The following is a 26,529-nucleotide window of genomic DNA, read 5'->3' as shown; positions in this document are numbered from 1 at the left end:
GGCCGGCCGGGTGGACTCAGCGGACGGAGGCCGGCTCCAGCAGGTTCCGGCGCAGCGCGTCCACGAGGGCGCCGTCCACGCCCAGGCGCTCGGTCGCGTAACCGGCCGGCGACCCGTACCGCGCCGCCAGGCCGTCCAGGAACAGCCGCATCACCTCGCCGGGCGCGCGCCCGAAGTCCGGCCAGGTGAGCTCCCGGCCGGGGTGGTTCTCGCGCCAGTCCGCCACCAGCCGCTCCGTGGCCAGCCCCGTCAGGGCGAAGTCCTCGATCACGACGTCCTCGGGCACCCGCAGCAGCCCCAGCACCAGCGCGGCCAGCAGGCCGGTGCGGTCCTTGCCGGAGGCGCAGTGGAAGACCACCGGTCCGCTCCCCGCGTCGGCGATCAGCTCCAGGGCGCGGCGCAGCTCGCGCACCCCGTCCTCGGCCACCTCCAGGTAGCGCTCGGCCAGGTACGGACCGATCGCGACGTCCGCGGTGAGCCGCGACTGGTCGTAGGGACGGTGCTCCACACTGAGGTTGTGGTACGCGAACGACGGGTGGGCCGGCACCCGGCCGCGCCCGTCGATCTCCCACGGGTAGCGCAGGTCGATGACGGTGCGGACGCCGAGCCCGAGGAACCGGTCCCAGTCGCCACCCTCGCGCAGCTTGCCCAGCGAGTCCGACCGGTAGAGCCGTCCCCACCGCACGACGCGCCCGTCCTCGGTCGCGTACCCGCCCAAGTCCCGGAAGTTGTGCAGCCGTTCGAACACCAGGTGTCTGTCCATGCGCCGATCATGGCACCCGCGGGGCCGGCGGGTCCCGGGGGAGCCCGGGTCCGGATCCTGCCCGAGGGCAGGCCGCCGCCGCGCGTCCCCCCTCGAAGACGCACGGCGGCGGCGGTACGGACCGGGTGCGCGCGGCGCGCCCGGACACCTCCTAGCGGGCCGAGACCGTCAGGTTCCGCGTGAAGAACTCCAGGCCGCCCGGCGACGAGGTGATCTCGAAGCCGAACTGCACGTCACCGATGGTCTCGTCGCCCCACCAACCCTTCACGTCCCTGATCCACCGCAGGACGGGCAGGATGTCGACCGTGCCGGAGGTCGAGTCGGAGGTCCGCACGAACGAGAACACGTCGTGGTACGAGCCGTCCGGGTTGGTCACCCGCCCCTTGTACACGTTCCAGCTGTGCCCGCCGAGCGTCGCGGAGCCCTGCGGGCTGCCCAGCGGGCCCACCGGGCCGTGGTGGTTCATCCAGAGCATGACCTCGTAGTCGTGGTCCGTGTCCCAGATGTCGTACGCGGTGTTGTAGGCGCCGGTCGTCGGGACGGTGACCCGGTAGCCGCTCGTGAGGGAGGACAGCCCGCTGATCTTCCGGTCCAGCCTCTTCTTGGCGTTCGGGTACGACTTGATGCCGCCCGTGCCGGGGTGGTCGGCCCACACCCCCCAGCTCGCCGGGGAGTCGGCCCAGGTGCACTGGGCGCCGGCGCCCTTGCCCCAGATGTTGTTGTACAGCGTGTAGCCGCCCAGTGAGGTGTTGCCCCACTGCTCGCAGCTGTGCCAGGCGGCGGCCTGTGCCGGGGCCGCCGTGAGGCCGAGCGTCACGCCGAACGCCAGCACCGGCGCGAGGAGCGCCCTGCGGATCCGGCGGCGGGGGAGGTGTCGTGCCATGGTGTCCTTCCCATGGGTGGGGGGATGGGGTGGGGATGGGGTCACCCGGTGCGCAGCGTGAGCACCAGGTCCTCGCCGGCGGTCAGCTCCAGTGGCTGCCCGCCGGCGGGGGTGCGGAGGTCGATCCGCGCCGACCTGGACGGCCGGATCGAGGCGGTGCAGGTGCCGTCGCGCCACTCCAGGTCCACGCGGGCGCCGCACCGCGTGCGCACGCCGCTCAGCGCGCCCCGCGTCCACCCCTCGGGCAGCGCCGGCAGCAGCACGAGGCGCTCCGGCGTCGACTGCACCAGCAGCTCGACCAGCAGGGCGGGCAGGGCGTGCGCGGCGTCGGCGTTGTACACGTCGCGGCCCGGGTAGTGCGCGCTCATCAGCGACGCGTGGAAGAAGTCGCCGCGCAGCACCCGCCCCAGCGCGGCCGCCGCCCGGTCGCCGTCCCGCAGCCGCGCGGCGACCAGGGCGTGGTGGAGGTGGCCGTGGGCCGAGTCGTTCTCCGGGCCCCGCAGCTCCAGGGCCCGGTGCGCGGCCCGCGCCAGGGCCGGGGTGTCGTACGGGGTGATCTCGTGCAGCGGCCAGACCGGGTAGAGGTGGCTGAGGTGGCGGTGGTCGTAGCGGTCGGCGAGCCCGGGCCACGCCCACTCGGCGAGCGCCCCGTCGTCGTTGATCCGGTAGTCGGGCAGGCGCGCGGCGAGGGCGCGCAACCGGTCCGCTTCGTCGGGCAGGTGGGCGGCGGCGGTCGTCAGCGCGTGCCGGGCGGCGGCGATGTCCATGGTGGCGTCGAGGGTGACCCAGCCCGCGTTGGCCGGGCGGTTCTCCGGCGAGTAGGACGGCACGACGACGACCTTGCCGTCGGGGCCGGTGCGGGTGAGGAAGTCCTCGTAGAACCGGGCCACTTCGGCGAGGGCCGCCACCAGGCGCGGGTCGGTCGCCCCGGTGGTCTCGGCGTGCTCGACGAGCGGCACCAGCAGCCAGTCCGCGCCGGCCGTCCACACGTGCAGCGGGTAGTCGCGCTGGAAGTGGTACGCGTGCCCCGACGTGCCGTCCGTGTGGGACGGCGCGACGACCCCGCGCGTCCCGAACACCTCGCGGGCGTTGTCGCGCCAGTCCGGCAGCTGCCCGTACACGAGCGCCGCGTGGGCCTCCGTCACCTCGGGCAGCGCGGCGGCCGCGGCCGAAGCCGTCTGGAGGTTCAGGTTGGCGTTGGTGGTGAACGCCCCCGACCAGGCCGTGTCCCAGTCGCCCGTCCACAGGCCCACCAGGCGCGGCGGCAGCATCCCGCTCGACGACAGCAGGTGGTACCGCCCGGCCGCGAAGAGCCGCTCCAGCAGCGCCGCGCTCCGCGGCCGGCGGAGCAGGGCGCTTCCGGGGAGGGCCCGTTCCTCCGGGAGCCCCCCGAGGTCCAGGGCCACGCGCTCGTAGGCGGTGCGGTGCGCGGACTCGTGCCGGGCGAGCAGCCGCCGGTACGCCTCCCCCGGTGACCTGCCCTCCGGGGAGGTGTCCCCCGGGGAGGCGTCCGCGGTGAGCAGGGCGCGCAGCGCGGCCGCCACCCCGCGGACGTCGGCGTCGCCGGTGTGCCGGCGCACCCGGGTGAGCAGCAGCGCCTCCCGGGCGCCGGTCACACGGACGCCGCCGCCGTCGACCGCCGTCGCCCCGCCGGCCGCGACGACGAGCGTGACACCGGTGAAGGACTCCTCACCGCCGGGGTGGCGGGCCCGCAGGGTGAGGAGCGCGCCGTCCGGCGCCGGTACGGTGCCCCGGTCGACGGCCAGCCCCGCCGGCGCGCCGGGGAGGCGCGGGTCGAGGGTGATGTGGGCGTCGAGCGGGGCACCGGTGACGTACTGGACGATCACGTCGTCGGCGCGCGAGACGAACGACCGGCTCGCGCGTCCGGCGCACTCCGCCCGGACCACGCCGGTCGCGAAGTCGACGTCACGCCGGTACCCCGCCGGCCCGCCCCGCACCCCGCCGGCCGGGTCCGCCCCGCCGGCCGGGTCCGCCCCGTCGGGACCTGAGCGTCGCAGGCGTACCGCGAAGGCCGGGTGGAACGCCCCCACCCAGCGCAGCTCGCGCCCGTCCGTGAACGCCTCCCCTGCCGTGGTGTCCCCGGCCAGCAGCCGGTCCCGCAGCCCCTCCAGCTCCGACGCCAGCCGGGGCGGCAGCGTGTCGTCCCGCGGCACCGGGCGGACGAGCGTGTGGTGCGTCACGACGAGCCGGTCGTCGGCCGGGTCGCCGAACACCAGGGCGCCGTGGCGGCCGTTGCCGGCGAGGAACGCGTCCTCCCACCGTGCCGCCGGCTCCGGCTCCCACGTGCCGTGCACCGGCCCCCCGCCGCCCCTCACGGAGCCGTCCGCAGGGGCGCCGTCCGCGAGGGTGCCGCCCGTCACGCGGCCCCCTCGCGGAGCACCGCCACCCCGTACCGCTCCAGGGCGAGCGTCCCGGTGACCGGCGTCCCCGCCGGCAGCTCCCGGTATTCCCCGGGCACCGGCACCTCGACCGGTGTCCGCCCGTGGTTGAGGACGAACAGCAGGTCGCCGCGCCGGACCGCCTCCACCCCCGCGGGCAGCCCGTCGAGGACCGGCCGCACCCCGGCGCCGTCGGCGATCCGCGCCAGCAGGTCGCGCAGCGCGGCGGGCTCCGGGAGGGTCGACAGGTACCAGGCGCGGCCCCGGCGCAGCACCGCCGGCAGGCCCGCCAGCTCCCCGTCCCGGTACGCGGCCACCACCTCGGCGTCCGGGGCCTCCAGCTCCTCCGACCACAGGGTGCCCGCGAAGCCGTCGCACGCGACCGTCTCGTCCCGGTCCAGCGGCCACCACTCGTGCAGGGTGCCGATCCCGAACAGGGCGCGCAGCCGCGCGTCCATGCCGCCCGGCCGGACCCGGTCGTCCTCGTCGGCCACCCCGGTGAGGAACCCGCACACCAGGGTGCCGCCCCCGGCCGCGTACGCGACGAGGTTGTCGACGGCCGCGTCGGTCAGCAGGTACAGCTGGGGCACGACCACCACGCGGTAGCCGCCCAGGTCGTGCTCGGGGTGGGCGAAGTCCGCGGTGAACCCGGCCTCCCACAGGGCCCGGTGCCAGGCCCGCACCACCTCCGGGTACGCGACCTCCCGCGAGGGCCGGCCCTCCTGCTCGACGGCCCACCACGCGTGCCAGTCGTGGAGCACCGCGACGTCCGACGCGACCCGCGTGCCCGCGACCCGCGGTCCGAGGGCGGCCAGCTCGGCGCCGATCCGCTTGACCTCCCCGAAGGTGCGGCCGTGCTCACCGGCGTGCGACACCATCCCCGAATGGAACTTCTCCGCCCCCTGCCGGGACTGCCGCCACTGGAAGTAGCAGACGGCGTCCGCGCCGCGCGCCACGGCCTGCAGGGAGTGCAGCCGGTTCAGGCCGCGCGGCTTCGGGTGGTTGACGCCCCGCCAGTTGACCGGGCCCGCCGCCTGCTCCATCACCATCCACGGCCCGCGCGCCTGGGAGCGGGTCATGTCGCCGATCATCGCGTTGTACTGGCCGCCGAGCGGGTCCTTCGGGTCGGGGTACACGTCGACCGAGACGGCGTCCTCCTCGGCGGCCCACCGCCAGGCGTCCTGGCCCGTCCAGAACGGCATGAAGTTCGTCGTGACCGGCACGTGCGGGGAGTGGCGGGCGACGATGTCGCGCTCCGCCGCGTAGCACTCCAGCAGCGCGTCCGAGGTGAACCGGCGGAAGTCCAGCAGGTGCGCCGGGTTGCGCAGGTACTGGGCGCGGCGCGGCGGGATCACCTCGTCCCACGTGTCGTACCGCTGCGACCAGAACGCCGTGCCCCACGCCTCGTTGAGCGCGTCCACCGTGCCGTACCGGGCCTCGAGCCAGCGGCGGAAGTGGCGCGCGGTGGCGTCGCACCAGCAGAACGTGCAGTACTCGTTGTTGACGTGCCACAGGGTGAGCGCCGGATGGTCGCCGTAGCGCGCCGCCAGGTCCTCGGTGATCGCGGTCGCGTACGCCCGGTAGGTGGGCGAGCTGGGGCAGAAGTGCTGGCGGGACCCCCACCACACGGTCCGCCCTTCCTCGTCGCGCGGGAGCGTGTCGGGGTGCCGGGCGCCCATCCACGGCGGGGGCGAGGCGGTCGGCGTGGCCAGCACCACACCGATGTCGTGGGAGTGCAGCAGCTGTGTCAGCCGGTCGAGCCAACCGAAGTCGCGCACTCCCGGGCGGGGTTCGATCCGCGCCCAGGAGAAGACGCCGACGGTCACCGAGTTGACGCCGGCGTCCCGCATCAGCCGGACGTCGTCGGCCCAGGTCTCCTCGGGCCACTGTTCCGGGTTGTAGTCGCCGCCGAAGAGGATCCGGCCCCGGGTGGCGTCGCCGAGCGCGGGCATCAGACGGGGTCCCCGTACTGGACGCCGCGGCCGTTCGTGCCGAGGTAGACCCTGCCGTGGACGCGCGGGTCACCGGTGACGACCTCGCCGGTCCACCCCCACTGGTGCGCGTCGTCGTTGATCCGCACCCAGCCGCGCCCGGCGTCGTCCGACCGGTACACGCCGGTGACGTCGCCGACCGTGCCCGTCTGGAAGACGGCCGGGTAGCCGTCGCCGCGGGGCGCCGCCTTGCCGAAGCCGAGCGCGTACGACGCCCGGCAGCCGGCCACGCGGGTGAAGGCGCGCCCGCCGTCCGTGGAGCGGAACAGGCCGTGCTCCTTGGCGGACAGCCACAGGTCGCCCCGGCGCCCCGGCGCGGCGGCGATCCGGTACTGGACGTCCCCGGCGGGCAGCCCGGTCGCGCCCGCCGTGAAGGTGGCCCCGCCGTCCGTGCTGACGTACACGGTGCCCGCGGCGGTGTCGTAGGCGTAGAAGCGGCGCGGATCGGCCGGGTCGGCCACCGGGACGGCCCCCTTCGGGAAGGTCGCGACCTCGGCCCAGTGGGCGCCGCCGTCGGTGGAGCGGTGCGTGGGGTGCCGGGTGCCGTCCCCGTGCGTGAACGACCACAGCAGCACCCGGCCGTCGGCGCCGGCCGCGATCGGTCCGGGCGCGGTGGCGGCGACGGCGGGCTGGCCGGCGAACGGCGCCCACGTCCGGCCGCCGTCCGTGGAGTACGCGCCGTTCCCGCCGTCGCCCCAGCCCGCGCGCACCACGTACTCCGGCCGCAGCGGCGCCAGGGACAGGCCGGTCGCGGTGCCGAAGACCGGGTTCGCGGCCATGCCCCGCGAGGGGGAGGCCGTCAGCCGCTCGTGGTACATCACGCCGATGTCGCCCAGCCCGCTCAGCAGGTGCGCCCGGCCGCGCGGCGGCGACACCAGCTGGCGGACGGAGCTCTCCTCCAGGCCGCGCACCTCCGGCGCCCACCGGCGCAGGTCCCGGGTGCCGTACAGGGTGGCGCCGGTGCCGAAGACGATGTGCCGGGAGTCGAACGGGTCGAGCGCCAGCGCCTGGATCCACCAGCCGAACTTGGGCCCCTGACCGCCCCACTCCAGGAAGGGCGTCTCGGTGACGTCGAGGACGGCGGAGTCCTTCAGCGACGTCCAGGTCGCGCCACCGTCCGTGGACCGGAACAGCGTGTCCACCTGCCCCCAGCGGTTGTTGGTGGAGACGACGACCGTGCCGGGGCGGCGCGGGTCGGTCGCCGCGCCGCCGTACCCGAACGTGTCCCCGGGCCCCGGCCGGACCGGCGTCACGTCGGTCCAGGTGCCGCTGGCCGTGTCGAACCGGTGCACGGACCCGTCCGCCTGGCCGTTGGGGCCCGGGGCGTCCGCGTACGTCACGTACAGGGCGCGGGCCCCCGCGTCGTACGCGGCGCGGACCGGCACCCGGGCGGACGGGCCGCCCGGCCGGCCCGGCACCGCCTCCCAGCCGCCGCCGGCCGTGGTGCGGTAGAGGGCGCCGTCGCCGTCGCCCCAGCCGGCGTACACCGTGCGGCCCGCCGCGACCAGCAGGGTGACGCCCTGCCCCGTCGCGGACGGCGTCGCCGGGAAGGGCGCCGCCGACCAGGTGGCGCCGCGGTCACGGGAGACCAGCAGGCCGTCGTGGCGGGTGCCCAGCCACAGCGTGGCCGGGTCGCGCGGGTCGACCAGCAGCCGCTCGCCGGTGCCCCGCCCGTCCTCGTTGGCGCCGAGCTTCACGTCGAGGTCGGTCCTGGCCCACGTGGCGCCCCGGTCGTCGGAGCGCAGCACCGCCCCGTTGCCGGACCACGGCTGCGTGTACGTGCCGAGCGCCAGGTACAGCCGGTCGGGGTGGGCGGGGTCGACGGCCATCGCCTCGACGCCCAGCAGGTTCCAGTCGTCCCAGCCCAGGTGGTCGGTGAGCGGCGTCCACCGGGCCGTGCGGTCGTCCCACCGGTAGGCGCCGCCGATGTCCGTCCGCGCGTAGGCCAGGCCGCGCACCCGCGGGTGGAAGAGCACGCCCGTGACGAAGCCGGTGCCGCCGATCACCGCGGTGCGCCAGCGGTACGGCGCCCTGCCGGCCGCCGCGCCCGCCGTGCCGGCCGTGGGGGCGGTGGCCGGGGCGGCGCCGGGGGAGGTCGGGACGGCGTGGGCGGGGGCGGGGCCGGACACGGCGGCGAGCGCCGCGGTGGCGGCCCCGCCGGCGAGGACGGACCGCCGGCTGAGCGGGGAGGGACACATGACACGCCTCGATCTCTGGGGGGAGGTGGGGTGGGGAAGGGCCCCGCGGGGGCGGCGTCCGCCGGGCCGGGTGGGGGAGGGGCGGGCCGAGGGGGCGGAGCGGGCCGAAGGGGGGCGGGGGCGGCCCCGGCTCAGCCCTTGATCGCGCCGGTCAGCATGCCCTTCTTGAAGTGCTTCTGGACGAACGGCGACGCGACGGCGACCGGTAGGAGCGCCAGCACCATGACGGCCATCTGCACGGAGAGCGGCGACAGCTGGTTGGTCCTGATCATCTGGGCCAGGCCGGTCGGCGGCTCCTGCTTCTGCACGATCTGGATCATGACGTTCTGCAGCGGCATCATGTCCTGGTCGGTCAGGTAGATGGAGGCGTTGAACCACGCGCTCCAGTACCCGACCGCGTAGAACAGCGCGATCACCGCGATGACCGCCCGGGACAGCGGCATGACGATCTGCCAGAGGATCCGGAAGTCGCCCGCCCCGTCGATGCGCGCGCTGTCGACGAGCTCCTGAGAGATGTTCATGAAGAACGCCCGCAGCACCAGGATGTTGAAGACGCTCACCGCACTCGGCAGGATCAGCGCCGCGTACGTGTCGGTCAGCCCCAGCGCCTGCACCAGCAGGTACGTCGGGATCAGCCCGGCGCCGAAGAACATCGTCGCCAGCAGCGCCATCAGGATCCAGCGGTGCCCCAGCGACCCCGACCGCGACAGCCCGTAGGCGCACAGCACCGACACCGCCATGCTGAACAGGGTGCCGACGACGGTGACGCCCACGCTGACCAGCGCCGCCCGCTGCACCTGACCGCCGCTGAGCAGCTCCTGGTACGCGATGAACGTGACGTCCCTCGGGATGACGACGAGACCCCCGGCCTCCGTGATCGTCCGACGGGACGACAGGCTGGTGACGACGACGATCCACAGCGGGAAGAGGACCGCGAGGCACGCCCCGGCCAGCACGATCCCCTTGGCCGCGAGCCCCGCCTTGCGGGGCTCCTCCTCCCACACGGGGCGGGGCGTCGCCGCCCACCCCCTGCGCAGTGCCGGCATCACTTCCGGTACACCCCCTGCTCGCCCATGAGGTGGGCGATCTTGTTGGCCGTGAGGACCAGTCCCACGCCGACGACGCCCTTGACGAGGCCCGCGGCGGCCGCGTAGCCGAAGTCCTGGTTGCGGATGCCGTTCCACCACACGTACGTGTCCAGCACCTCGGCGGCGTCCGGACCCACGGCGTCCCGTTGCAGCAGCAACTGCTCGAATCCCACGGTGAGCGCGTCGCCGACGCGCAGCACCAGCAGCAGGGCGATCACCGGGCGCAGCGCGGGCAGCGTCACGTGCCACATCCGCCGCCACCGCCCGGCGCCGTCCATGGCGGCCGCCTCGTACAGGTCCTGGCTGACCGCGGAGAGCGCGGCGAGGAAGACGATGACCCCCCAGCCGGCGTCCTTCCAGACGCCCTCGGAGGTCACCAGGAACTTGAAGATCCCCGGGTCGGTCATCAGGTCGAAGCCCTCGACGCCGTACTGCCGCAGCGTCTGCGCGATGATGCCCGCGCCGCCGAAGATCTGCTGGAAGACGGTGATGACCAGCACCCACGAGAAGAAGTGGGGCAGGTACACGATCGCCTGGGCGACCGCCCGCACCCGCGGCCGGACGATGCTGTTGATCAGCAGCGCCAGCACGATCGGCACCGGGAAGAAGAGCACCAGCTGGAGGAGGAAGAGCACCAGGGTGTTCTCCACCGCCCGCCAGAACGCCGAGTCGGCGAGGATCCGGTCGAAGTTCTCCAGCCCGATCCACGGGCTCTCCAGCATCGCGGCGAAGCCGTTCTCGCTGAGGTAGGGGTCGTAGTCCTGGAAGGCCACGACGTTGCCGAGCACGGGGACGTAGTGGAAGACCGCGACCAGCAGCAGGGCCGGCAGCGTCATCAGCACGAGCGTCCGGTCGCGCCGGAACCGGACCCGCAGGGGCAGCTTGCGCCCCCGGCCCCCGGCCGCCTTCCCGGCCGCCTTCCCGGTCGCCATGCCGGCGGCGATCCCGGTGCCGCGGGGGCCGCCCGCCGGCGGACCGGCCTGCGCGACGGCGGCCGCGGCCCGGGCGGGCAAGGCGGCGTCGGGGGCGGGGTCGCGGGCGGCCGGCCCGCGGGACGGCGTCCCCTCCGGTGCGGCGCCGTCCCGGCCGGAGTCGGCGCCGGGTACCGTGCGGTGCTGCGACACGGTTCTCTCCTTGCGTGTCGGTCTGTCGGTCTGTCGTCGAACCGTCGACGGTGGGCCGGGAGGTGGATCAGCTGGCGGCACCGGTGTCGTCGAGGAGCTTCCGGTACCAGTCGCGCAGCTTGTCGCCGCCCTTGCTCTTCCACTCCGACACGGCCTGCTGGACGTCGCCGATCTTCTTGCGGCCCCGCACGACGTCGTCCTCCAGCTGCTCGAAGTCGTCCGCGAGGTTGGTCCAGCGGCCGGGCTCGGTGACCGTCAGCCCGTAGAAGGAGGTCTTCGTCGTGAAGGCGCCCATCCGCTGCTGCCACTCCACCTGCGCCTTGACGAGGTCCGGGCGGTCGGGGCGGGCGTTGTACGGGGCGGGGTCGCCGACCAGGTCGAACGCGCCCGTCACCTGGAGGTGGCCGGTGTCGTTCTTGACCGGCATGCCGTCGCGCAGCGTGTGGTGGGTGCCCTCGACGCCGTAGTCGGTGAGCAGCCGCTCCTTCGTCCCGTAGGGCGCCGCGCAGAAGTTGGCGACGGCCAGGAAGTCCCGGACGACCGCCTCGGAGGCCTTCGCGCTGACGAAGGTGAAGATGTTCGCCGGCTGCTGGGCGTAGAGCTTCGGCGCCGACCCGTCGTGGCCGAAGACGTCCATCGCGCCCATCCGGAACTTCGGGTTCTGGACGGCCTGCTCGATGCTCTTGACGTACCAGTGGGAGAGGTCGTTGTTGTAGACGAGGACCTGGCCCGCGGTGAACCGGTTGCCGGCGTCGCCCTGGTTCTGCGCGCGGGCGTCGGGGTGCACGACGTTCGCCGCGTACAGCTTGCGCACCCACTCCAGGGCCTCGAGGTACTCCTCGGTCTCGATCCGGTTGACGAGCTTGCCGTCGACCAGGTTCCACCACAGCGCCTTGTCGCTGCCCGGGAGGACCCCGAAGACGTTGAACGCCGTCCACTTCATGTCGTCGCAGGCCCACACCTTCGCCTTGGCGCTGGTGGCCTCCTTCGCCCAGGCGAGGAACTCGTCGGCGCTCTTCGGCACCCGGTAGCCGCGCGCCTCGAAGACGTCCTGCCGGTAGTACGGCGCGATGTTGGTGACGTACGAGGCCGGCATCGGGATGCCGCGCAGGGCGCCGCCGAAGATGGAGCGCTGCCAGGCGTCCGTGGGCACGGCGGCGAGGTTCGGGTAGTCCTTGACCTTGTCGCCGGACAGGTAGGGGCCCAGGTCGGCGAACTTGGCGTTGACGGCGCTGGGGATCTTGCCGGTGAGGTTCCAGCCCGGCACGACGACGACGTCCGGGATGTCGCTGGAGGCCAGGACGGCGCCGAGCTTCTCGTCGTAGGTGTTGCCGTCCTGGTTCTGCCACCGCGTCCGCACGCCGATGGCGGCGTCCATCGCCCGGTAGTAGGGGTTGTCGCTCTTGGGCGGCGAGCCCCACAGCGGGGCCATGATCCGCACCGTGCCGCCCTTGCCGAGCTTCTCCGGGACGGAGGTCTTGAGCCGGGCCGCCGCGAGGGCGCTGGTGAAGCCGGCGGCCGACCCGTTCCTCGCCGGGATGTCCGGCCGCACGACGTCCTGCGCCACGTAGGTGGGCAGGAGCTTCTCGGCGTCCTTCCCGCTGGTGGCGCCGTCCTTCCGCTCGCTCTGCGAGCCGCCCCCGCACGCGGAGAGCAGGGGCACCCCGCCCGCCACCGCGGCGGCGGCGACCGCCGTCGAGGCGAGGAAGCTCCTGCGGCTGGGGCCGGAGGTGCGGGCTGAGGGGGAGTTCGGCGTCATTGCGTCAACCCTTCGTGGCGCGCCAGGACACCCGGCGGCGACCGCCGGTCGGCTGCGGTGTCTGAGACGGGACGTGCGGAACTGACCGAGCCGAAGCGGTCCGCCGCGTCGCGGCCGAAAGTCGGCCACCTCAGTCGAAGCGCTTCGATGTTGCTGCGAGGTTAAGTGAACGCATCCGGGCGCACAAGGGTGGTCGGCAAGATTCCTCGGACCCGGCAGACCCCGTTGCTTCCCATGGCTCCCGTACTCCATCGAGATGTTGCCGGGGTGTGTCTTGACACCTGTGCGTCACGGCGCTCAGCATCGAAGCGCTTCGAAAGACCGCTCCAGGACACCCACAAGGGGAACCCCACGTGACCGCAGACCGGCCGCCCTTCCGCGACCCGCAGCTGCCGTTCGGCAAGCGCGTCGACGACCTGCTCGGGCGGCTCACGCCCGACGAGCGGATCGCGATGCTCCACCAGTTCGCACCGGCCGTGGACCGCCTGGGCGTCGCGGCCTTCCGCACCGGCCAGGAGGCCCTGCACGGCGTCGCCTGGATGGGCCCCGCCACCGTCTTCCCGCAGGCCGTCGGCCTGGGGGCCACCTGGAACGAGGAGCTCGTCCGCCGCGTCGGCGAGGCCGTCTCCACCGAGGTGCGCGCCATGCGCGCCCACGACGACCGGGTCGGGCTCAACGTCTGGGCCCCCACCGTCAACCTCCTGCGCAACCCCCTGTGGGGCCGTGGCGAGGAGGGCTACTCCGAGGACCCCGCGCTCACCTCCGCCATCGCCACCGCCTACACCCGCGGGCTGCGCGGCGACCACCCCGTCTACTGGCGCACCGCCCCGGTCCTCAAGCACTGGCTCGCCCACAACAACGAGACCCGCCGCGACACCACCTCGTCCTCCGTGCGCCCCCGCGTCCTGCACGAGTACGACCTGCGGGCCTTCCGCCCCGCCGTCGAGGCGGGCGCCGTCGCCGGCGTCATGCCCGCCTACAACCTCGTCAACGGCCGCCCCAACCACCTCTCGCCGTACCTCGCCGAGCACCTGCGCACCTGGACCGACCAGGAACTGCTGGTCTGCTCCGACGCCGGCGCGCCCAGCAACCTCGTCGACACCGAGCACTACCTCGACACCCACGAGGAGGCCGTCGCCGCCGCCCTGCGCGCCGGCGTCGACAGCTTCACCGACCACGGCACCGACAGCACGCCCACCACGGCCCGGGTGCGCGGCGCCCTCGACCGCGGCCTCATCGACGCGTCCGACGTCGACGCCGCGGTCCGCCGGCTGCTCCACGTGCGCTTCGCGCTCGGCGAGTTCGACCCCGAGCTCGACCCGTACGCCGACACCCGCGCCTTCGACACCGCCGAGCACCGGGCCCTGGCGCGGGAGGCCGCCGAACAGGCCGTCGTGCTCCTCGCCAACGACGGCACCCTCCCCCTCGACCCGGCCGCCCGCCCCCGCGTCGCCGTCGTCGGTCCCCTCGCCGACACCTGCAAGCTCGACTGGTACAGCGGCACCCTGATCCACCGCTCCACCCCCCTCGACGGCGTGCGCGACCGCTTCGGCGCCGACCGCGTCACCCACACCGAGGGCGTCGACACCGTGCGCCTGCGCTGCGCCACCGGCCTCCTGCGCGTCCCCGAGGGCGCCGGCGCCGACGGGCCCGACCCCGCCGAGCGGGGCGCGCTCGACCCGGCCCTCCTCGCCGGGCGCACCGACCTGCCGCCGCTCACCACCGACGACCGGGGCAGCGAGTTCGCCCTCACCGACTGGGGCGGCGGCGTCCTCACGCTGCGCGCCCCCGACGGGCGCCACCTCTCCGTCGCCGACGACCGGTGGGTGCGCGCCTCCGCCGACCAGCCGGGCGGCTGGGTCGTCCAGGAGACGTTCCGGCTCGAACCGCACGGGGACGGCCACCTCCTTCGGCACATCGGAACCGGTGGGCACGTCCATGTCGCCGCCGACGGCGTGAAGGTTGCCGCCGCGGACGAGGAACCCCCGACCCCCTTCACCGTCGAGACGGTCCGCCGCGGCGTGGACGAGGTCACCGCGGCGGCGGCGGACGCGGACGTCGTCATCGTCGTCGCGGGCAACGACCCCCACATCAACGGCCGCGAGACCGAGGACCGCACGACCCTCGCCCTGCCCCCGGACCAGGACCGCCTGTGGCGCGCCGCCCACGCGGCCAACCCGCGCACCGTCCTCGTCCTCACGTCCTCCTATCCCTACGCCGTCCCCGACGCCGCCGCCGCACTGCCCGCCCTGCTGTGGACGGCCCACGGCGGCCAGGCCGCGGGCACCGCGCTCGCCCGCGTCCTCGCCGGCGACGTCTCCCCGGCGGGCCGGCTGCCCCAGACCTGGTACGCCGCCGACGACGACCTGCCGGACCTGCTGGACTACGACGTCATCGGCGGCCGCCAGACCTACCTCTACTTCGACGGCCGCCCCCTCCACCCCTTCGGCCACGGCCTGACGTACACGTCCTTCGCCTACGCCGACCTCGCGGCCGAGCGCCGCGGGGACGCCTTCCGCGTGGCGTTCACCGTCACCAACACCGGACCGGTCGCGTCCGACGAGGTGGCCCAGGTGTACGTCCGCGCCCTCGCCCCGGCCGTCGCCCGGCCGCACCGCGAACTCGCCGCCCACCGCCGCGTCCACCTCGCCCCCGGGGAGGCGCGCCGGCTCGCGTTCGACGTGCCCGTCACCGCGCTCGGCTGCTGGGACGTCGCCCACGGCCGCTGGACCGTGCCGGCGGGGGAGTACGCCTTCCAGGCCGGCGCCTCCAGCGCCGACATCCGCCTCGACACCGTGGTCCGCGTGGACGGACCGCCGCCGGCGCCCCGCCCCGTCCTCACCCGCGGCCTGGCCGCCGCCGACTACGACGAGCAGCACGGCACGGTCATCGCCGACCGCAGCCGGACCTCCGGCGACTGCGTCACCCCCGGCGGCGCGCACCCGGGCGAACTGCTCTTCCGTGCCTGCGACCTCGGCGCCGGCACCGGCGAGGTCACCGTCGAGGTCTCCGGCACGGGCACGGTCGCCCTCGCCGTCGTGGACGGCCCCGACCCGGTCTCCCTGGAGGTGGCCGTTCCCGGCGGGCCGTACGACTACGCCGTCCACCGCCTGCCGGTCGTGGCGGGCGACGGGCGGGAGCTGCGCGGTGTGCGGGACCTGCGCGTCACCCTCACCGGGTCCGTACGCCTCGCGGAGCTGCGCTTCACCCCCGCGGACGCCTGACCGCGCGCCGGGCGCCGCCCGCCCGTCCGCGCCCGGCGTCGGCCCCGCCCCGCCCGGCGTGTGCGGTGCGGCGCGGGGCGTCGGCTCCGTCCCGCCCGGCGTGTGCGGTGCGGTGCCCGGTGCCGGCCCGGTCCCGCCCGGCGCGTGCCGTGCGCGTCCGGCCGTCCGGGACGTGCCCGGACTGCGGCCCTCCGCCGGGCACGGCAGGCTGGAGGCGTGGAGCGGAGCGTACGGCGGGAGACGCGGGAGCTGGGCGCGGCCCTGACGGCCGCCATGGAGCGGACCGGTGCCTCCGTCGGCATGGTGTACCTCCTGCCGCCGGAGGGCCGGACCCTGCGCCTCGCCGTCCTCAGCGGTGTCCCGCTCGACATCGCCGCGCCGTGGACCCGGGTGGCGCTCGGTGATCCCGTCCCCGTCGCCGACGCGGTGTCCCAGGCCCGGCTGGTGTGGCTGGGCGACCAGGAGGAGATGGCCCGCCGCTACCCCCGGCCCGGACTGGTCCTGCCGTACCGCTTCTCCCTCGCGGCCCTGCCCCTCACCGCGGACGGCACCCCGTGGGGCGGGCTGGTCGTGCTCTGGCCGGCCGGTCATCCGCCGACCCTCTCGCCGGAGGAGGCCGAGGTGCTGCGGACCGGGGCCGGGCGGATGGCGGACGTCCTGCGGACGGCGGCCGGCGCCGGCGACCCCCTGCTCCCGGGACCGCACCCCTTCGTGGCCCACGCGCCCGGCCCCGCCCCCGGGCAGACCGCCGCCGCCCTCGCCTTTGCCGACCGGCTCCCCGGCGGCAGCTGCGCCCTCGACCTCGACGGCCGCGTCACCTTCGTCACCCGGACCGCCGCCGAGCTGCTGGGGCTGCCCCGGGAACGGCTCGTCGGCACCTTCCCCTGGGAGGCGCTGCCGTGGCTGGACGCCCCCGTCGTCGAGGACCGCTACCGGGCGGCCCTCATCAGCCGGGAGACCACCGCGTTCACCGCCGTGCGCCCGCCCGGCCACCGGCTCCGCTTCCGCCTCCACCCGGACGCCACCGGCATCAGCGTCCGCGTCATCCCGCTGCCCGACGCCCCGGAGGCGGGCTCCCGGCCCCGGCCCGCGCGGGCGCCCGCCCGGCGGCGGTCCGCGACGCCCGGCGTGCCGGGCCGGGCGGGCACCCTCTACCACCTGATGCACCTCGCGGCGATGTTCACCGAGGCCGTCGGCGTACAGGACGTCGCCGAACGGACGGCCGAGCAGATGACCCCCGCCCTGGGGGCGCGGTCGCTCGCCCTGCTCCTCGCCGGGGACGGCCGGTTGCGGCTCGTCGGCCACAGCGGCTGTGACCCGGACCTCGCCGAGCGGCTGTACTCCGTCCCCGTCGGCGCCGGCACCCCGGAGGTCCGGGCCTTCACCGGGGGGACCCCGCTGTTCTTCCAGAGCGCCCAGGAGCTGCGCGCCGCCTACCCGTCGGCGGGTGAGCGGACCCCCGAGGGCGCCTGGGCCTTCGTCCCGCTCATCGCCTCCGGCCGCCCGGTCGGCTCCCTCGTCCTCGGCTTCGACCGGCCGCGCGGGTTCCACTCCCCGGAGCGGGCCGTCCTCAGCTCCCTCGCGGGCCTGATCGCACAGGCCCTGGACCGGGCCCGGCTGTACGACGCCAAGCACGATCTGGTCCACAGCCTCCAGGCCGGGCTGCTGCCGCACGGCCTGCCGCGGGTGTCCGGGCTCGACGTGTCCGCCCGCTACCTGCCCGCCGCCGTCGGCATGGACGTCGGCGGCGACTTCTACGACGTCATCCGGCTCGGCGACACCACCTGCGCGGTGACCATCGGGGACGTCCAGGGCCACAACGTCGACGCCGCCGCCCTCATGGGGCAGGTCCGCACCGCCGTCCACGCCACCGCCGGGGCACCGCCCGGCGAGGTGCTCGCCCGCACGAACCGGCTCCTCCTCGACCTGGACCCGGGCCTCTTCACCAGCTGCCTCTACGCCCACCTGGACCTCGCCCGGCACAGCGCCGTCCTCGCCACCGCGGGCCACCCGCCGCCCCTGTGCCGCCACCCGGACGGCCGCACCGCGAGCCTGGACGTCCCGCCCGGCCTGCTCCTCGGCATCGACGCCACCGCCACGTACCCCGAGACGGAGGTCCCCCTGCCGCCCGGCACCCTGCTCGCCCTGTTCACGGACGGGCTGGTGGAGGTCCCCGGCGTGCACTTCGACACGACCACCGCCGACCTCGCCGCCCGGATCAGCCGCGGCGACCCCACGGACCTGGACGCCCTCGCCGACGCGGTCGTGGAACACGCCTGCAGGACCGCCCCGCGCAACGACGACATGGCCCTGGTCCTGCTGCGCACGCACCCGTGACGGCCCCCCCGCCCCGTCCTCGCCCGCACGCGCACACAGGCGCGGCGGCACGGCCCCGCCGGGGGCCGTGCCGCCGCACGCCGGACCGTCACCGGCCGACCGTCACCGGGCCGAGAAGCCGTGCACCGTCGTCGACCGGTACGTCTCGCCCGGACGGAGCACCGTCGAGGGGAAGTGCGGCTTGTTGGGCGAGTCCGGGAAGTGCTGGGTCTCCAGGCACAGCCCGTCGCCCTGCCGGTAGGTGCGTCCCGAGGGCCCGGCGAGTGTGCCGTCCAGGAAGTTCCCCGAGTAGAACTGCGTCCCCGGCTCCGTCGTGGAGATCCGCATGGTCCGCCCGGACCCCGGGTCGCGCAGGGTCGCCGCGTACCCGGGGGTGCGCGTGGCCCCCTTGTCGAGGACCCAGTTGTGGTCGTACCCCTTGGCCGTCACGAGCTGCGGGTGCGCCTCGCGTATCCGCCGGCCGATCCGCTCCGCGCGCCGGAAGTCGAACGGCGTGCCCGCCACCGGCGCCAGCTCCCCGGTGGGGATCAGCGTCGCGTCGGTCGGCGTGTACCGGGACGCGGCGAGCCGCAGCTCGTGGCCGAGGACGTCCCCGCTGCCCTCGCCGGCCAGGTTGAAGTAGGTGTGGTTGGTCAGGTTGACGACGGTCGGCCGGTCCGTGGTGGCCGCGTAGTCGATCCGCCAGTCGCCGTCACCGGTCAGGGTGTACGTGACGGTGGTGTCGAGCCGGCCCGGGTAGCCCATCTCGCCGTCCGCGCTCACGTACCGCAGCACCAGGCCGACGCCGTTCGGGCCGCTGAACGGCGAGACGTCCCACACCCGCTTGTCGAAGCCGGCCTCGCCGCCGTGCAGGCTGTTCGGCCCGTCGTTCACCGACAGCCGGTGCTCGCGGCCGTCGAGCGTGAAGCGCCCGCCGGCGACGCGGTTGCCGTAGCGGCCGATGAGCGCCCCGAAGTAGGGGCTGGCGGTCACGTAGTCCTCCAGGCGGTCGAAGCCCAGGGAGACGTTGGCGTACCGGCCGTGCCGGTCGGGCAGTTCCAGCGACTGGACGATGCCGCCGTACGACAGCACGCGCATGCGGGTGCCGCCGTTGGCCAGCGTCCAGCGGTGGACGACCGTGCCGTCGGCGAGCGTGCCGAAGACCTCCCGCACGGGCCGCCGGCCCCCGGCGCCGTCGCCTTGGGCGTGAGCCTGGGCGTGGGCGGTGCCGGGGGCGGCGACCGCGGTGAGGCCGGCGGCGGCGGCCGCCAGGAGGGTGCGCCTGTTCGTGTCCATCACGGCTCCAGACGAGGAAGAGGGGGAGGGAGAGGGGAAAGGGGTGGACGAGGCGTGCGGGGCCGGACCGGGGGTGCGCCTCACGTGCCGGCCTTGCGCTTGTTCCACACGTCGAAACCGACGGCGGCCAGCAGCACCAGGCCCTTGATGACCTGCTGGTAGTCGGTGCCGATGCCGACCAGGGACATGCCGTTGTTGAGCACGCCGAGGACGAGCCCGCCGATGACGGCGCCCATCACGGTGCCGACGCCGCCGCTCATGGACGCGCCGCCGATGAACGCCGCGGCGATGGCCTCCAGTTCGAAGTTGAGGCCCGCCTGCGGGGTGCCGGCGTTGAGCCGGGCCGCGTACACGCACCCCGCGAGGGCGGCCAGCACGCCCATGTTGACGAAGACGAGGAAGGTGACCCGCTTGTCCTTGACGCCGGACAGCTTGGCGGCGGCCTTGTTGCCGCCGAGGGCGTACACGTGGCGGCCGACGACGGCGTTGCGCATCACGAAGCCGAGGCCGATCAGCAGCGCGCACATGATGAGCATCACCACGGGCACGCCGTGGAAGGACGCCAGCGTGAGGGTGAACGCCACCACCGCCGCGGTGATCGCCACGCACTTGAGGATCCACACGCCGGTCGGCGGCACGTCCAGCGCGTAGGCGAGCTGCCGGCGGCGGTCCCGCCACTCGCGCAGCAGCAGGACGACGACGGCGGCCAGTCCCAGCAGCAGCGTCGGGTTGTGGTACTGGGTGTACGGCCCCATCTCCGGGAGGAACCCCTTGGCGAGGTTCTGGAAGCCCTCGGGGAAGGGCGCGATCGACTGGCCCTCCAGCACGATCTGGGTCAGGCCGCGGAAGAGCAGCATGCCCGCGAGCGTCACGATGAAGGACGGGATGCCGAGGTAGGCGATGAAGTACCCCTGCCAGGCCCCCGCGACCGCGCCGATGAGCAGCGCGAGGAGCAGGGCCGGCACCCAGGGGATGTCGTGCTTGACCATCATCACGGCCGACATGGCGCCGACGAAGGCGACGAGCGAGCCGACGGAGAGGTCGATGTGCCCGGAGATGATGACGATCATCATGCCCATGGCGAGGATGAGGATGTAGCTGTTCTGCTGGACCAGGTTGGAGACGTTGTTCGGCAGCAGCAGCGTGCCGTCGGTCCAGATCTGGAACAGCAGGACGATGGAGGCCAGGGCGATGAGCATGCCGTACTGGCGCATGTTGCCGCGCAGCCCGCGCAACAGGACCTCGCGCGCCGACGGTTGGCCGGGCGCCGCGCCGGGCGCCGCGTCCTTCGGTGGGGTGGTCGTGGTGGTCATGGCGGGGCCTCAGCTTCTGTTCATGGTCATCTGACGCATCAGGACTTCCTGGGTGGCGTCGGCGCGGTCGACCTCGCCGGTCAGCCGGCCCTCGGCCATCGTGTAGATCCGGTCGCACATGCCGAGCAGCTCGGGGAGCTCGGAGGAGATCAGGAGCACCGCCTTGCCCTGCGCCGCCAGCCGGTCGATGACGGTGTAGATCTCGTACTTGGCGCCGACGTCGATGCCGCGCGTCGGCTCGTCGAGGATCAGCACCTCTGGGTCGGCGTGGATCCACCTGCTGAGGACGACCTTCTGCTGGTTGCCGCCGGACAGCCGGCCCACCTGCTCGAAGACGGTCGGAGCCTTGATGTTCATGGTGGTGCGGTACCGCTCGGCGACCTGCCGCTCGTGGTGCTCGTCCACGACGCCGCGCCGCCGCATCCCGGGCAGGGACGCGAGGGAGATGTTCCGGTTGACGGTGTCGATGAGGTTCAGGCCGTACTGCTTGCGGTCCTCGGTGACGTACGCCAGGCCCGCCGCGATCGCGGCCGGCACGTTGCGCGCCACCACCTCGCGCCCGCCCACCTCGACCGTGCCGGCAACGTACCGGCCGTAGGAGCGCCCGAAGAGGGACATCGCGAGCTCCGTGCGGCCCGCGCCCATCAGCCCCGCGACGCCGACGATCTCGCCGCGCCGCACGGTCAGCGACACGTCGTCGACGACCGTGCGCTCGTGGTCCACCGGGTGGCGGACCGTCCAGCCCCGCACGTCCAGCGCGACCCGGGCCGCGTCCTCGCCCTCGTAGGGCGTGCGGTCGGGGAAGCGCTGGTCGAGGTCGCGGCCGACCATGCCCCGGATGATCCGGTCCTCCGAGAGGCCGGACCCGCCGTCGGGCGTCCCGCGCACCGGCAGGGTCTCGATGGTGCGTCCGTCGCGCAGGATCGTCACCGTGTCGGCGACGCGCCGGACCTCGTTCAGCTTGTGCGAGATGACGATGCAGGCGATGCCCTGGTCGCGCAGCTCCAGGACCAGGTCGAGAAGCTTCGCGCTGTCCTCGTCGTTGAGCGCGGCCGTCGGCTCGTCGAGGACGAGCAGCTTCACCTCCTTCGCCAGCGCCTTGGCGATCTCCACGAGCTGCTGCTTGCCCACGCCGATCTCCGCCACGGGCGTCTGCGGCTTCTCCCGCAGACCCACCCGCTGCAACAGGGCGCCCGCCCGGCGCAGCGTCCCGTTCCAGTCGATCACGCCGCGCGTGGCCCGCTCGTTGCCGAGGAAGATGTTCTCGGCGATCGACAGGTAGGGCACGAGCGCCAGTTCCTGGTGGATGATCACGATGCCGTGGCGCTCACTTGCCCGGATGTCCCGGAAGGCCACCGGCTCGCCCTCGAAGCGGATCTCACCCTCGTACGAGCCGTGCGGGTGGACGCCGCTGACCACCTTCATCAGCGTCGACTTGCCCGCGCCGTTCTCTCCGCAGATCGCGTGGACCTCCCCGGCGCGCACCGTGAGGTCCACACCCGAGAGGGCCGTGACGCCGGGGAACCTCTTTGTGATCCCGCGCATCTCCAGCACGGGCGGCGCCGCCCCGTCCGTCCCCGGCCTCACTTCAGCTGCCCGGCGGTGAAGTACCCCTCGTCGACGAGGAGCCGGGTGTTGGACTTGTCGATGCTGACGGGGTTCAGCAGGAACGACGGCACGATCTTCTTGCCGTTGTCGTAGTCCTTGACGTTGTTGACCTCGGGCTTCTTCCCGTTGAGCACGGCGTCGCCCATCTTCACCGCCTGCGCGGCCAGCTTGCGCGTGTCCTTGAACACGGTCTGCGTCTGCTCGCCCCGGATGATCGACTTCACGGAGGCCAGCTCGGCGTCCTGTCCCGTGACGACGGGCAGCGGCCGGCTCTTCGTGCCGTAACCGGCGCTCTTGAGGGCCGAGATGACGCCGATCGAGATGCCGTCGTAAGGGGAGAGGACCGCGTCGACCCGCTGCGCGCCGTAGTTCTTGCTGATCAGGTCGTCCATGCGCTTCTGGGCGGTGCCGCCGTCCCAGCGCAGGGTGGTCGCCTGGTTCATGCGGGTCTGCCCGCTGCGCACGACGAGCCGGCCGCTCGTGAGGTACGGCTGGAGGACCTTCATGGCGCCGTTCCAGAAGTACCGGGTGTTGTTGTCGTCCGGGGAGCCCGCGAAGAGCTCGATGTTGTACGCCTTGCCGGCGGAGCCCGGCGGGCCGAGCTCCAGCTTGTCGACGATGTACCGCGCCTCCAGCTCGCCGACGCGTTCGTTGTCGAACGAGGCGTAGTAGTCGACGTGTTCGGTGCCCATGATGAGGCGGTCGTAGGCGATCACCGGGATGCCCGCGTCCTCGGCACGCCGGAGCACCTCGGTGAGGGCGGAACCGTCGATCGCGGCGACCACCAGCAGCGTCCGCCCCTTGGTGATCATGTTCTCGATCTGGGCGATCTGGTTCTCGACCTTGTCGTCGCCGTACTGCAGGTCGGTGGCGTAACCGGCCTTGCGGAACTGTTCCGCCATGTTCTCGCCGTCGGCGATCCACCGCTCCGACGCCTTCGTCGGCATGGCCAGGCCGATGGTGCCGCCCCCACCGGCCGGCGGCTGGTAGCGGCTGCCGCCCCGGGCCTCCTGGCCGCAGGCGGTGAGGGAGACGGAGAGCAGGGCCGCCGCGAGGGCGGCGCCCGCGAGGCGGGCTGTGCGGGTGCGCATGGGTCAGTCACCTTCCGGGACGGCGAAACGCCGGAGTTCGCCCGGCAGCCGGGCGCCGAGCGGCGACATGCCGCCGTCCGCGCCGTGCCGGGCCAGCAGGTCGAGGGCGAGGCGCCCGCGCCGGACCCGCTCCCGCGCGGTGGCGAGCGCGGTGTCGCGCAGCTGGGCACCGTACGGGTAGATGCCGGGCGACCGGCTCAGCCCGAACTTGAGGTACAGGGGCGCGCCCCGCCGGATCAGTTCGGCCACCTCGTACATGCGGACGTAGCCGCCGAGGTCGTCCGGGGCCTCCACGTACATGTCCATGGGCGCCCCGCTGACCCGGCGGATCTCGGTGAGGTGGTCGAGGGTCAGGTCGGAGGGCACGTTGAGGGAGTCGGCGCCGAGCCGCTCGTACACGGCGTACGCGGCCGGGTTGACGGGCCCGGTGAGCGCGGACAGCTTGAAGGTGGTGTCGGCCGGCAGCCCGCCGGAGGCACGCAGCCGGTGCAGTGTCCACAGCACGCCCTCGTCGGCGACGAGCAGGCAGCGCACGCCGAGCGCGGTGGCCCGCAGGGCGTCCTCGACGCAGCCGGCCAGCGCGTCGTGGCCGCGGGCGCGCAGCCCCGCGCCGCCCGAGTCGGTGCGTGTGCCGGCGCCGATGTCCCAGGTGCCGCGCGGGCCGGTGAACAGGCACAGCTCCACGTCGCGGGCCGCGCAGGACTCGACCATGTCGGTGATCTCGGCGTCGGTGAGCATCCACACGCCGCTGCCCTGGCTGACCCGGTGGACGGGGACGTCGAGGCGCGCGCTCTCCTTCAGGACCACGGCGAGCGCCTCGGGCCCCTCCACCGAGGGGATCTCGGTGCGCCACGTCCCGCCGTCGGGGAAGGTGTGCGGGGAGGCGTCGGCCGGGTCGGGGCCGGGGGAGGGGTGGCCGATGCGGGCGAGCGCGTCGGCGCCCGGTCGGCGGGGGGCGGACGGGGGAGTCACGGGTCTCCTCGGGGTCGGGTCGTGCGACAGGTCGGTTCGGCACCGGGTCGTCGGACGGGCCGGTGCGGGGGTCGTTCGGCGGGCCGGTTCGGGGCGGGCCGTCCGGCAGGTCGGTTCGGTATGTCGGACGTCATTCGGATCGATGGGTACGCGGCGGTACGGGGGCCGGGCGCCGCCCGTACCGCCACGCGTTCGGGGTGCCGGTCAGGGGCGCAACAGCACCTTCCCGGTCGCGGGGTCGCCGCCGCCCACCAGGGCGACCGCGTCCCCGAACCGCTCCAACGGGAACTCGTGCGTGACGAGCGGCGCCGGATCCAGCAGTCCGAGGGCGAAGGCGCGCACCGCGTCCGACCACGCTGCGGAGGACGCGCCGAAGACGCTGCGGACCTCCAGCTGGCTCACCGACAGGTGCACCGGGTCGATCCCGGTCGCGCCGGCCGTGAACATCCCGGTCAGCACCACCCGCCCGCCCCGCCGCGCCAGCAGGCACGAGGACGCCGCCGTGGAGGGCGCGCCCGCGGTCTCCACCACCAGGTCGTACCGGCCGTGCAGCGCGTCGGCGCCGGCCGGCCCGAGCGACCGCGTGGCCCCGAACCGCAGGGCCGCGTCGGCGCGCGCCGCCCGCGGGTCGATCACGGCGAGTTCGGCGGGGGAGGTCGCGGCCAGCAGCTGCACGGCGAGCAGCCCGAGGGTGCCCGCGCCCACCACCGCGATCCGCTCCGCGGGCCGCGGCCGCCCCGCCCGCACCGCCGCGGCGACCACCGCGGCCGGCTCCAGGAGGGCCGCGGCGCGCAGGTCGGCGTCGTCGGGCAGCGGGTGCAGCAGCCGCGCGGGCACCACCAGGTGGTCGGCGAAGGCGCCCGGCTCGGTGAACCCGGTCTCGGCGTACCCGCCCAGGCACAGGCTCGTCTCGCCGCACCGGCACCGCTCGCAGGCGCCGCACGCCCGGAACCCCTCGGCCACCGTGCGCCGGCCCACCAGCGCCGGGTCGACCCCGTCGCCCACGGCGAGCACGGTCCCGGCCCACTCGTGACCGGGGGTCACGGGGTACCGGACGTACCCGGCGGCGCGGTGGCCGTCGAGCACCTCCCGGTCGCTCAGGCAGATCCCGGCCGCGGCGACGCGCACCAGCACCTCGCCCGGGCCCGGCACGGGCACCTCCCGCCGCACCAGGCGGTGGACGCCCGGCCGGTCGACGACGACGGCCCTGCTGGCGGCGTCCCCACCACCGGCGGGGTCCTCCGTGGTCACCTGCCGCCCTTGGGGGCGCGCTTCTCCCAGCCCTCGGCCCACAGGTCGAACCGGGCCTGCTGCTGCGGGAACTCGGCGGCCGCGTCCACGTCCAGCTCGACGCCCAACCCCGGTGCGTGCGACACCTCGAAGCAGCCCGTCTCCGGGTCCACCTGCGGCGCGCCCTTGACGACCTTCTTGATCTCCGCGTCGGCGAAGTCGTTGAAGTGCTCGAGGATCTTGAAGTTGGGCGTGCAGGCGGCGAGCTGGAGCGACGCCGCGGTGAGGACGCTGCCGCCGACGTTGTGCGGCGCGACCAGCATGTAGTGCGTCTCGGCGGTCGCCGCGAGCTTGCGGGTCTCCAGGATCCCGCCGATGTGCCCCAGGTCCGGCTGGATGACGTCGACGGCCTGCGACTCGAACAGCTCCCGGAACTCGATCCGGTCGTGGATCCGCTCGCCGGTCGCCACGGGCACGTCGACCTTGTCGGCGAACTTCGCCAGCGCCTTGAGGTTCTCCGGCGGGACCGGCTCCTCCAGCCAGGCCGGGTGGTACGGCGCCAGCTCCCTGGCGAGCCGTACGGCGGTGGCCGGGCTGAACCGGCCGTGCATCTCCACCATCAGCTCGGCGTCGGGACCGATCGCGTCCCGCACCGCCTCGATCAGCGACACCGCGTAGCGGGTCTGCTCGGCGTCGAGTTCGAGGTGGCCGGTGCCGAACGGGTCGATCTTCAGCGCCCGGTAGCCGCGGGCCATGACCTCCCCGGCGGCCTTGTGGTACGCCTCCGGGGTGCGCTCGGTGGTGTACCAGCCGTTCGCGTACGCCTTGACGCGGTCGGTGACCTTGCCGCCCAGCAGCTGCCACACCGGGACGCCGAGGGCCTTGCCCTTGATGTCCCAGCAGGCCATCTCGATGACCGCGATGCCGGACATCACGATCTCGCCGGCGCGGCCGTAGTCGCCGTACTTCATCCGCCGGACGAGGTCCTCCACCGCGAAGGGGTCCGACCCCGCGATGTGGTTGACCTCCGCCTCGCGCAGGTAGCCGAGCAGGGCGTCCGTGTGGCCGAGCATGCGCGTCTCGCCGACGCCGGTCAGCCCCTCGTCGGTGTGGACGAGTACGTAGGTGAGGTTGCGCCAGGGGGTCCCGACGACATGAGTGGTGATTCCCGTGATGCGCACGGTATTTGCCCCTAGGGTCCGTTCGGTACGTTGCGTGTGTTCGGTATTTCGTCACACGTTCGAAATCGTGGCGTGACCGTAATCAGCCCCCGC

The 26,529-nt window shown here is 74.3% G+C and carries 17 protein-coding genes; 2 read left to right on the top strand and 15 right to left on the bottom strand.

Going from position 1 to position 26,529, the window contains the following annotated elements; genetic code table 11:
* Positions 1 to 16: 16 nt before the first annotated feature.
* From ACF053_RS22100 to ACF053_RS22065, 8 genes are all read right to left on the bottom strand, one after another.
* The gene (locus ACF053_RS22100; protein ID WP_391955489.1) at positions 17 to 763 is read right to left on the bottom strand and encodes a tyrosine-protein phosphatase; all 747 of its coding nucleotides are present in this window, start codon (positions 761 to 763) and stop codon (positions 17 to 19) included.
* Positions 764 to 914: 151 nt separating this feature from the next.
* Positions 915 to 1,646: a glycoside hydrolase family 12 protein gene (locus tag ACF053_RS22095; protein ID WP_391955488.1), complete on the bottom strand. Its 732-nt coding sequence runs from the start codon at positions 1,644 to 1,646 to the stop codon at positions 915 to 917.
* Positions 1,647 to 1,687: 41 nt separating this feature from the next.
* Positions 1,688 to 3,982: a glycosyl hydrolase family 95 catalytic domain-containing protein gene (locus ACF053_RS22090; RefSeq protein WP_391955737.1), complete on the bottom strand. Its 2,295-nt coding sequence runs from the start codon at positions 3,980 to 3,982 to the stop codon at positions 1,688 to 1,690.
* A 41-nt stretch (positions 3,983 to 4,023) separates the two neighbouring features.
* Positions 4,024 to 5,997, bottom strand: coding sequence for a beta-galactosidase (locus ACF053_RS22085; protein WP_391955487.1), 1,974 nt, complete (start codon positions 5,995 to 5,997; stop codon positions 4,024 to 4,026).
* Positions 5,997 to 8,234 (bottom strand): WD40/YVTN/BNR-like repeat-containing protein, encoded by a 2,238-nt coding sequence (locus ACF053_RS22080; protein ID WP_391955486.1) that lies wholly within the window; start codon positions 8,232 to 8,234, stop codon positions 5,997 to 5,999. Before ACF053_RS22080 ends, ACF053_RS22085 begins: the two co-directional genes overlap by 1 nt.
* Before the next feature lie 131 nt (positions 8,235 to 8,365).
* Complete coding sequence (locus ACF053_RS22075; protein ID WP_391955485.1) at positions 8,366 to 9,280, bottom strand: carbohydrate ABC transporter permease; 915 nt, start codon at positions 9,278 to 9,280, stop codon at positions 8,366 to 8,368.
* Complete coding sequence (locus ACF053_RS22070; RefSeq protein ID WP_391955736.1) at positions 9,280 to 10,254, bottom strand: ABC transporter permease; 975 nt, start codon at positions 10,252 to 10,254, stop codon at positions 9,280 to 9,282. The genes ACF053_RS22075 and ACF053_RS22070 overlap by 1 nt, the downstream gene beginning before the upstream one ends.
* A 259-nt stretch (positions 10,255 to 10,513) precedes the next feature.
* Complete coding sequence (locus ACF053_RS22065; protein WP_391955484.1) at positions 10,514 to 12,205, bottom strand: Tat pathway signal sequence domain protein; 1,692 nt, start codon at positions 12,203 to 12,205, stop codon at positions 10,514 to 10,516.
* A 353-nt stretch (positions 12,206 to 12,558) separates the two neighbouring features.
* On the opposite strand from ACF053_RS22065, the gene ACF053_RS22060 reads away from it, so the two are divergent.
* Positions 12,559 to 15,429: a glycoside hydrolase family 3 C-terminal domain-containing protein gene (locus ACF053_RS22060; protein WP_391955483.1), complete on the top strand. Its 2,871-nt coding sequence runs from the start codon at positions 12,559 to 12,561 to the stop codon at positions 15,427 to 15,429.
* A 273-nt stretch (positions 15,430 to 15,702) separates the two neighbouring features.
* Positions 15,703 to 17,766 (top strand): SpoIIE family protein phosphatase, encoded by a 2,064-nt coding sequence (locus tag ACF053_RS22055; RefSeq protein ID WP_449336539.1) that lies wholly within the window; start codon positions 15,703 to 15,705, stop codon positions 17,764 to 17,766.
* Positions 17,767 to 17,868: 102 nt separating this feature from the next.
* Here ACF053_RS22055 and ACF053_RS22050 read toward each other — a convergent pair whose 3' ends face one another.
* The 7 genes from ACF053_RS22050 to ACF053_RS22020 form a co-directional block, all read right to left on the bottom strand.
* Entirely contained in the window at positions 17,869 to 19,041 is a 1,173-nt protein-coding gene (locus ACF053_RS22050; RefSeq protein ID WP_391955481.1) for an aldose epimerase family protein, read from the bottom strand.
* Positions 19,042 to 19,121: 80 nt separating this feature from the next.
* Positions 19,122 to 20,354 carry a multiple monosaccharide ABC transporter permease gene (mmsB, locus tag ACF053_RS22045; RefSeq protein ID WP_391955480.1) on the bottom strand — a complete coding sequence of 411 codons (1,233 nt, stop codon included), beginning with the start codon at positions 20,352 to 20,354 and terminating at the stop codon, positions 19,122 to 19,124.
* Positions 20,355 to 20,363: 9 nt separating this feature from the next.
* Positions 20,364 to 21,899 (bottom strand): multiple monosaccharide ABC transporter ATP-binding protein, encoded by a 1,536-nt coding sequence (gene mmsA, locus ACF053_RS22040; protein ID WP_391955479.1) that lies wholly within the window; start codon positions 21,897 to 21,899, stop codon positions 20,364 to 20,366.
* 38 nt (positions 21,900 to 21,937) lie between these two features.
* Positions 21,938 to 23,053 (bottom strand): multiple monosaccharide ABC transporter substrate-binding protein, encoded by a 1,116-nt coding sequence (chvE, locus tag ACF053_RS22035; RefSeq protein ID WP_391955478.1) that lies wholly within the window; start codon positions 23,051 to 23,053, stop codon positions 21,938 to 21,940.
* A 3-nt stretch (positions 23,054 to 23,056) separates the two neighbouring features.
* Positions 23,057 to 24,025 carry a hypothetical protein gene (locus tag ACF053_RS22030; protein ID WP_391955477.1) on the bottom strand — a complete coding sequence of 323 codons (969 nt, stop codon included), beginning with the start codon at positions 24,023 to 24,025 and terminating at the stop codon, positions 23,057 to 23,059.
* A gap of 204 nt (positions 24,026 to 24,229) precedes the next feature.
* Positions 24,230 to 25,276: a zinc-dependent alcohol dehydrogenase gene (locus ACF053_RS22025; RefSeq protein ID WP_391955476.1), complete on the bottom strand. Its 1,047-nt coding sequence runs from the start codon at positions 25,274 to 25,276 to the stop codon at positions 24,230 to 24,232.
* Positions 25,273 to 26,436, bottom strand: a complete 1,164-nt coding sequence (locus ACF053_RS22020; protein ID WP_391955475.1) for a mandelate racemase/muconate lactonizing enzyme family protein — start codon at positions 26,434 to 26,436, stop codon at positions 25,273 to 25,275. The genes ACF053_RS22025 and ACF053_RS22020 overlap by 4 nt, the downstream gene beginning before the upstream one ends.
* Positions 26,437 to 26,529 lie beyond the last annotated feature (93 nt).

Source organism: Streptomyces kanasensis (assembly GCF_043077165.1).
Lineage (GTDB): Bacteria > Actinomycetota > Actinomycetes > Streptomycetales > Streptomycetaceae > Streptomyces > Streptomyces changanensis.
Note: the sequence above shows the minus strand (reverse complement) of the source record. Positions and strands in the feature narration are given on the sequence as shown.

Coding starts and splice junctions, on each gene's coding strand:
- ACF053_RS22100 (WP_391955489.1), bottom strand. CDS start 763: ATGGACAGACACCTGGTGTTCGAACGGCTGCACAACTTCCGGGACTTG.
- ACF053_RS22095 (WP_391955488.1), bottom strand. CDS start 1,646: ATGGCACGACACCTCCCCCGCCGCCGGATCCGCAGGGCGCTCCTCGCG.
- ACF053_RS22085 (WP_391955487.1), bottom strand. CDS start 5,997: ATGCCCGCGCTCGGCGACGCCACCCGGGGCCGGATCCTCTTCGGCGGC.
- ACF053_RS22080 (WP_391955486.1), bottom strand. CDS start 8,234: ATGTGTCCCTCCCCGCTCAGCCGGCGGTCCGTCCTCGCCGGCGGGGCC.
- ACF053_RS22075 (WP_391955485.1), bottom strand. CDS start 9,280: ATGCCGGCACTGCGCAGGGGGTGGGCGGCGACGCCCCGCCCCGTGTGG.
- ACF053_RS22070 (WP_391955736.1), bottom strand. CDS start 10,254: ATGGCGACCGGGAAGGCGGCCGGGAAGGCGGCCGGGGGCCGGGGGCGC.
- ACF053_RS22065 (WP_391955484.1), bottom strand. CDS start 12,205: ATGACGCCGAACTCCCCCTCAGCCCGCACCTCCGGCCCCAGCCGCAGG.
- ACF053_RS22055 (WP_449336539.1), top strand. CDS start 15,703: ATGGAGCGGACCGGTGCCTCCGTCGGCATGGTGTACCTCCTGCCGCCG.
- ACF053_RS22050 (WP_391955481.1), bottom strand. CDS start 19,041: ATGGACACGAACAGGCGCACCCTCCTGGCGGCCGCCGCCGCCGGCCTC.
- mmsB (WP_391955480.1), bottom strand. CDS start 20,354: ATGACCACCACGACCACCCCACCGAAGGACGCGGCGCCCGGCGCGGCG.
- mmsA (WP_391955479.1), bottom strand. CDS start 21,899: ATGCGCGGGATCACAAAGAGGTTCCCCGGCGTCACGGCCCTCTCGGGT.
- chvE (WP_391955478.1), bottom strand. CDS start 23,053: ATGCGCACCCGCACAGCCCGCCTCGCGGGCGCCGCCCTCGCGGCGGCC.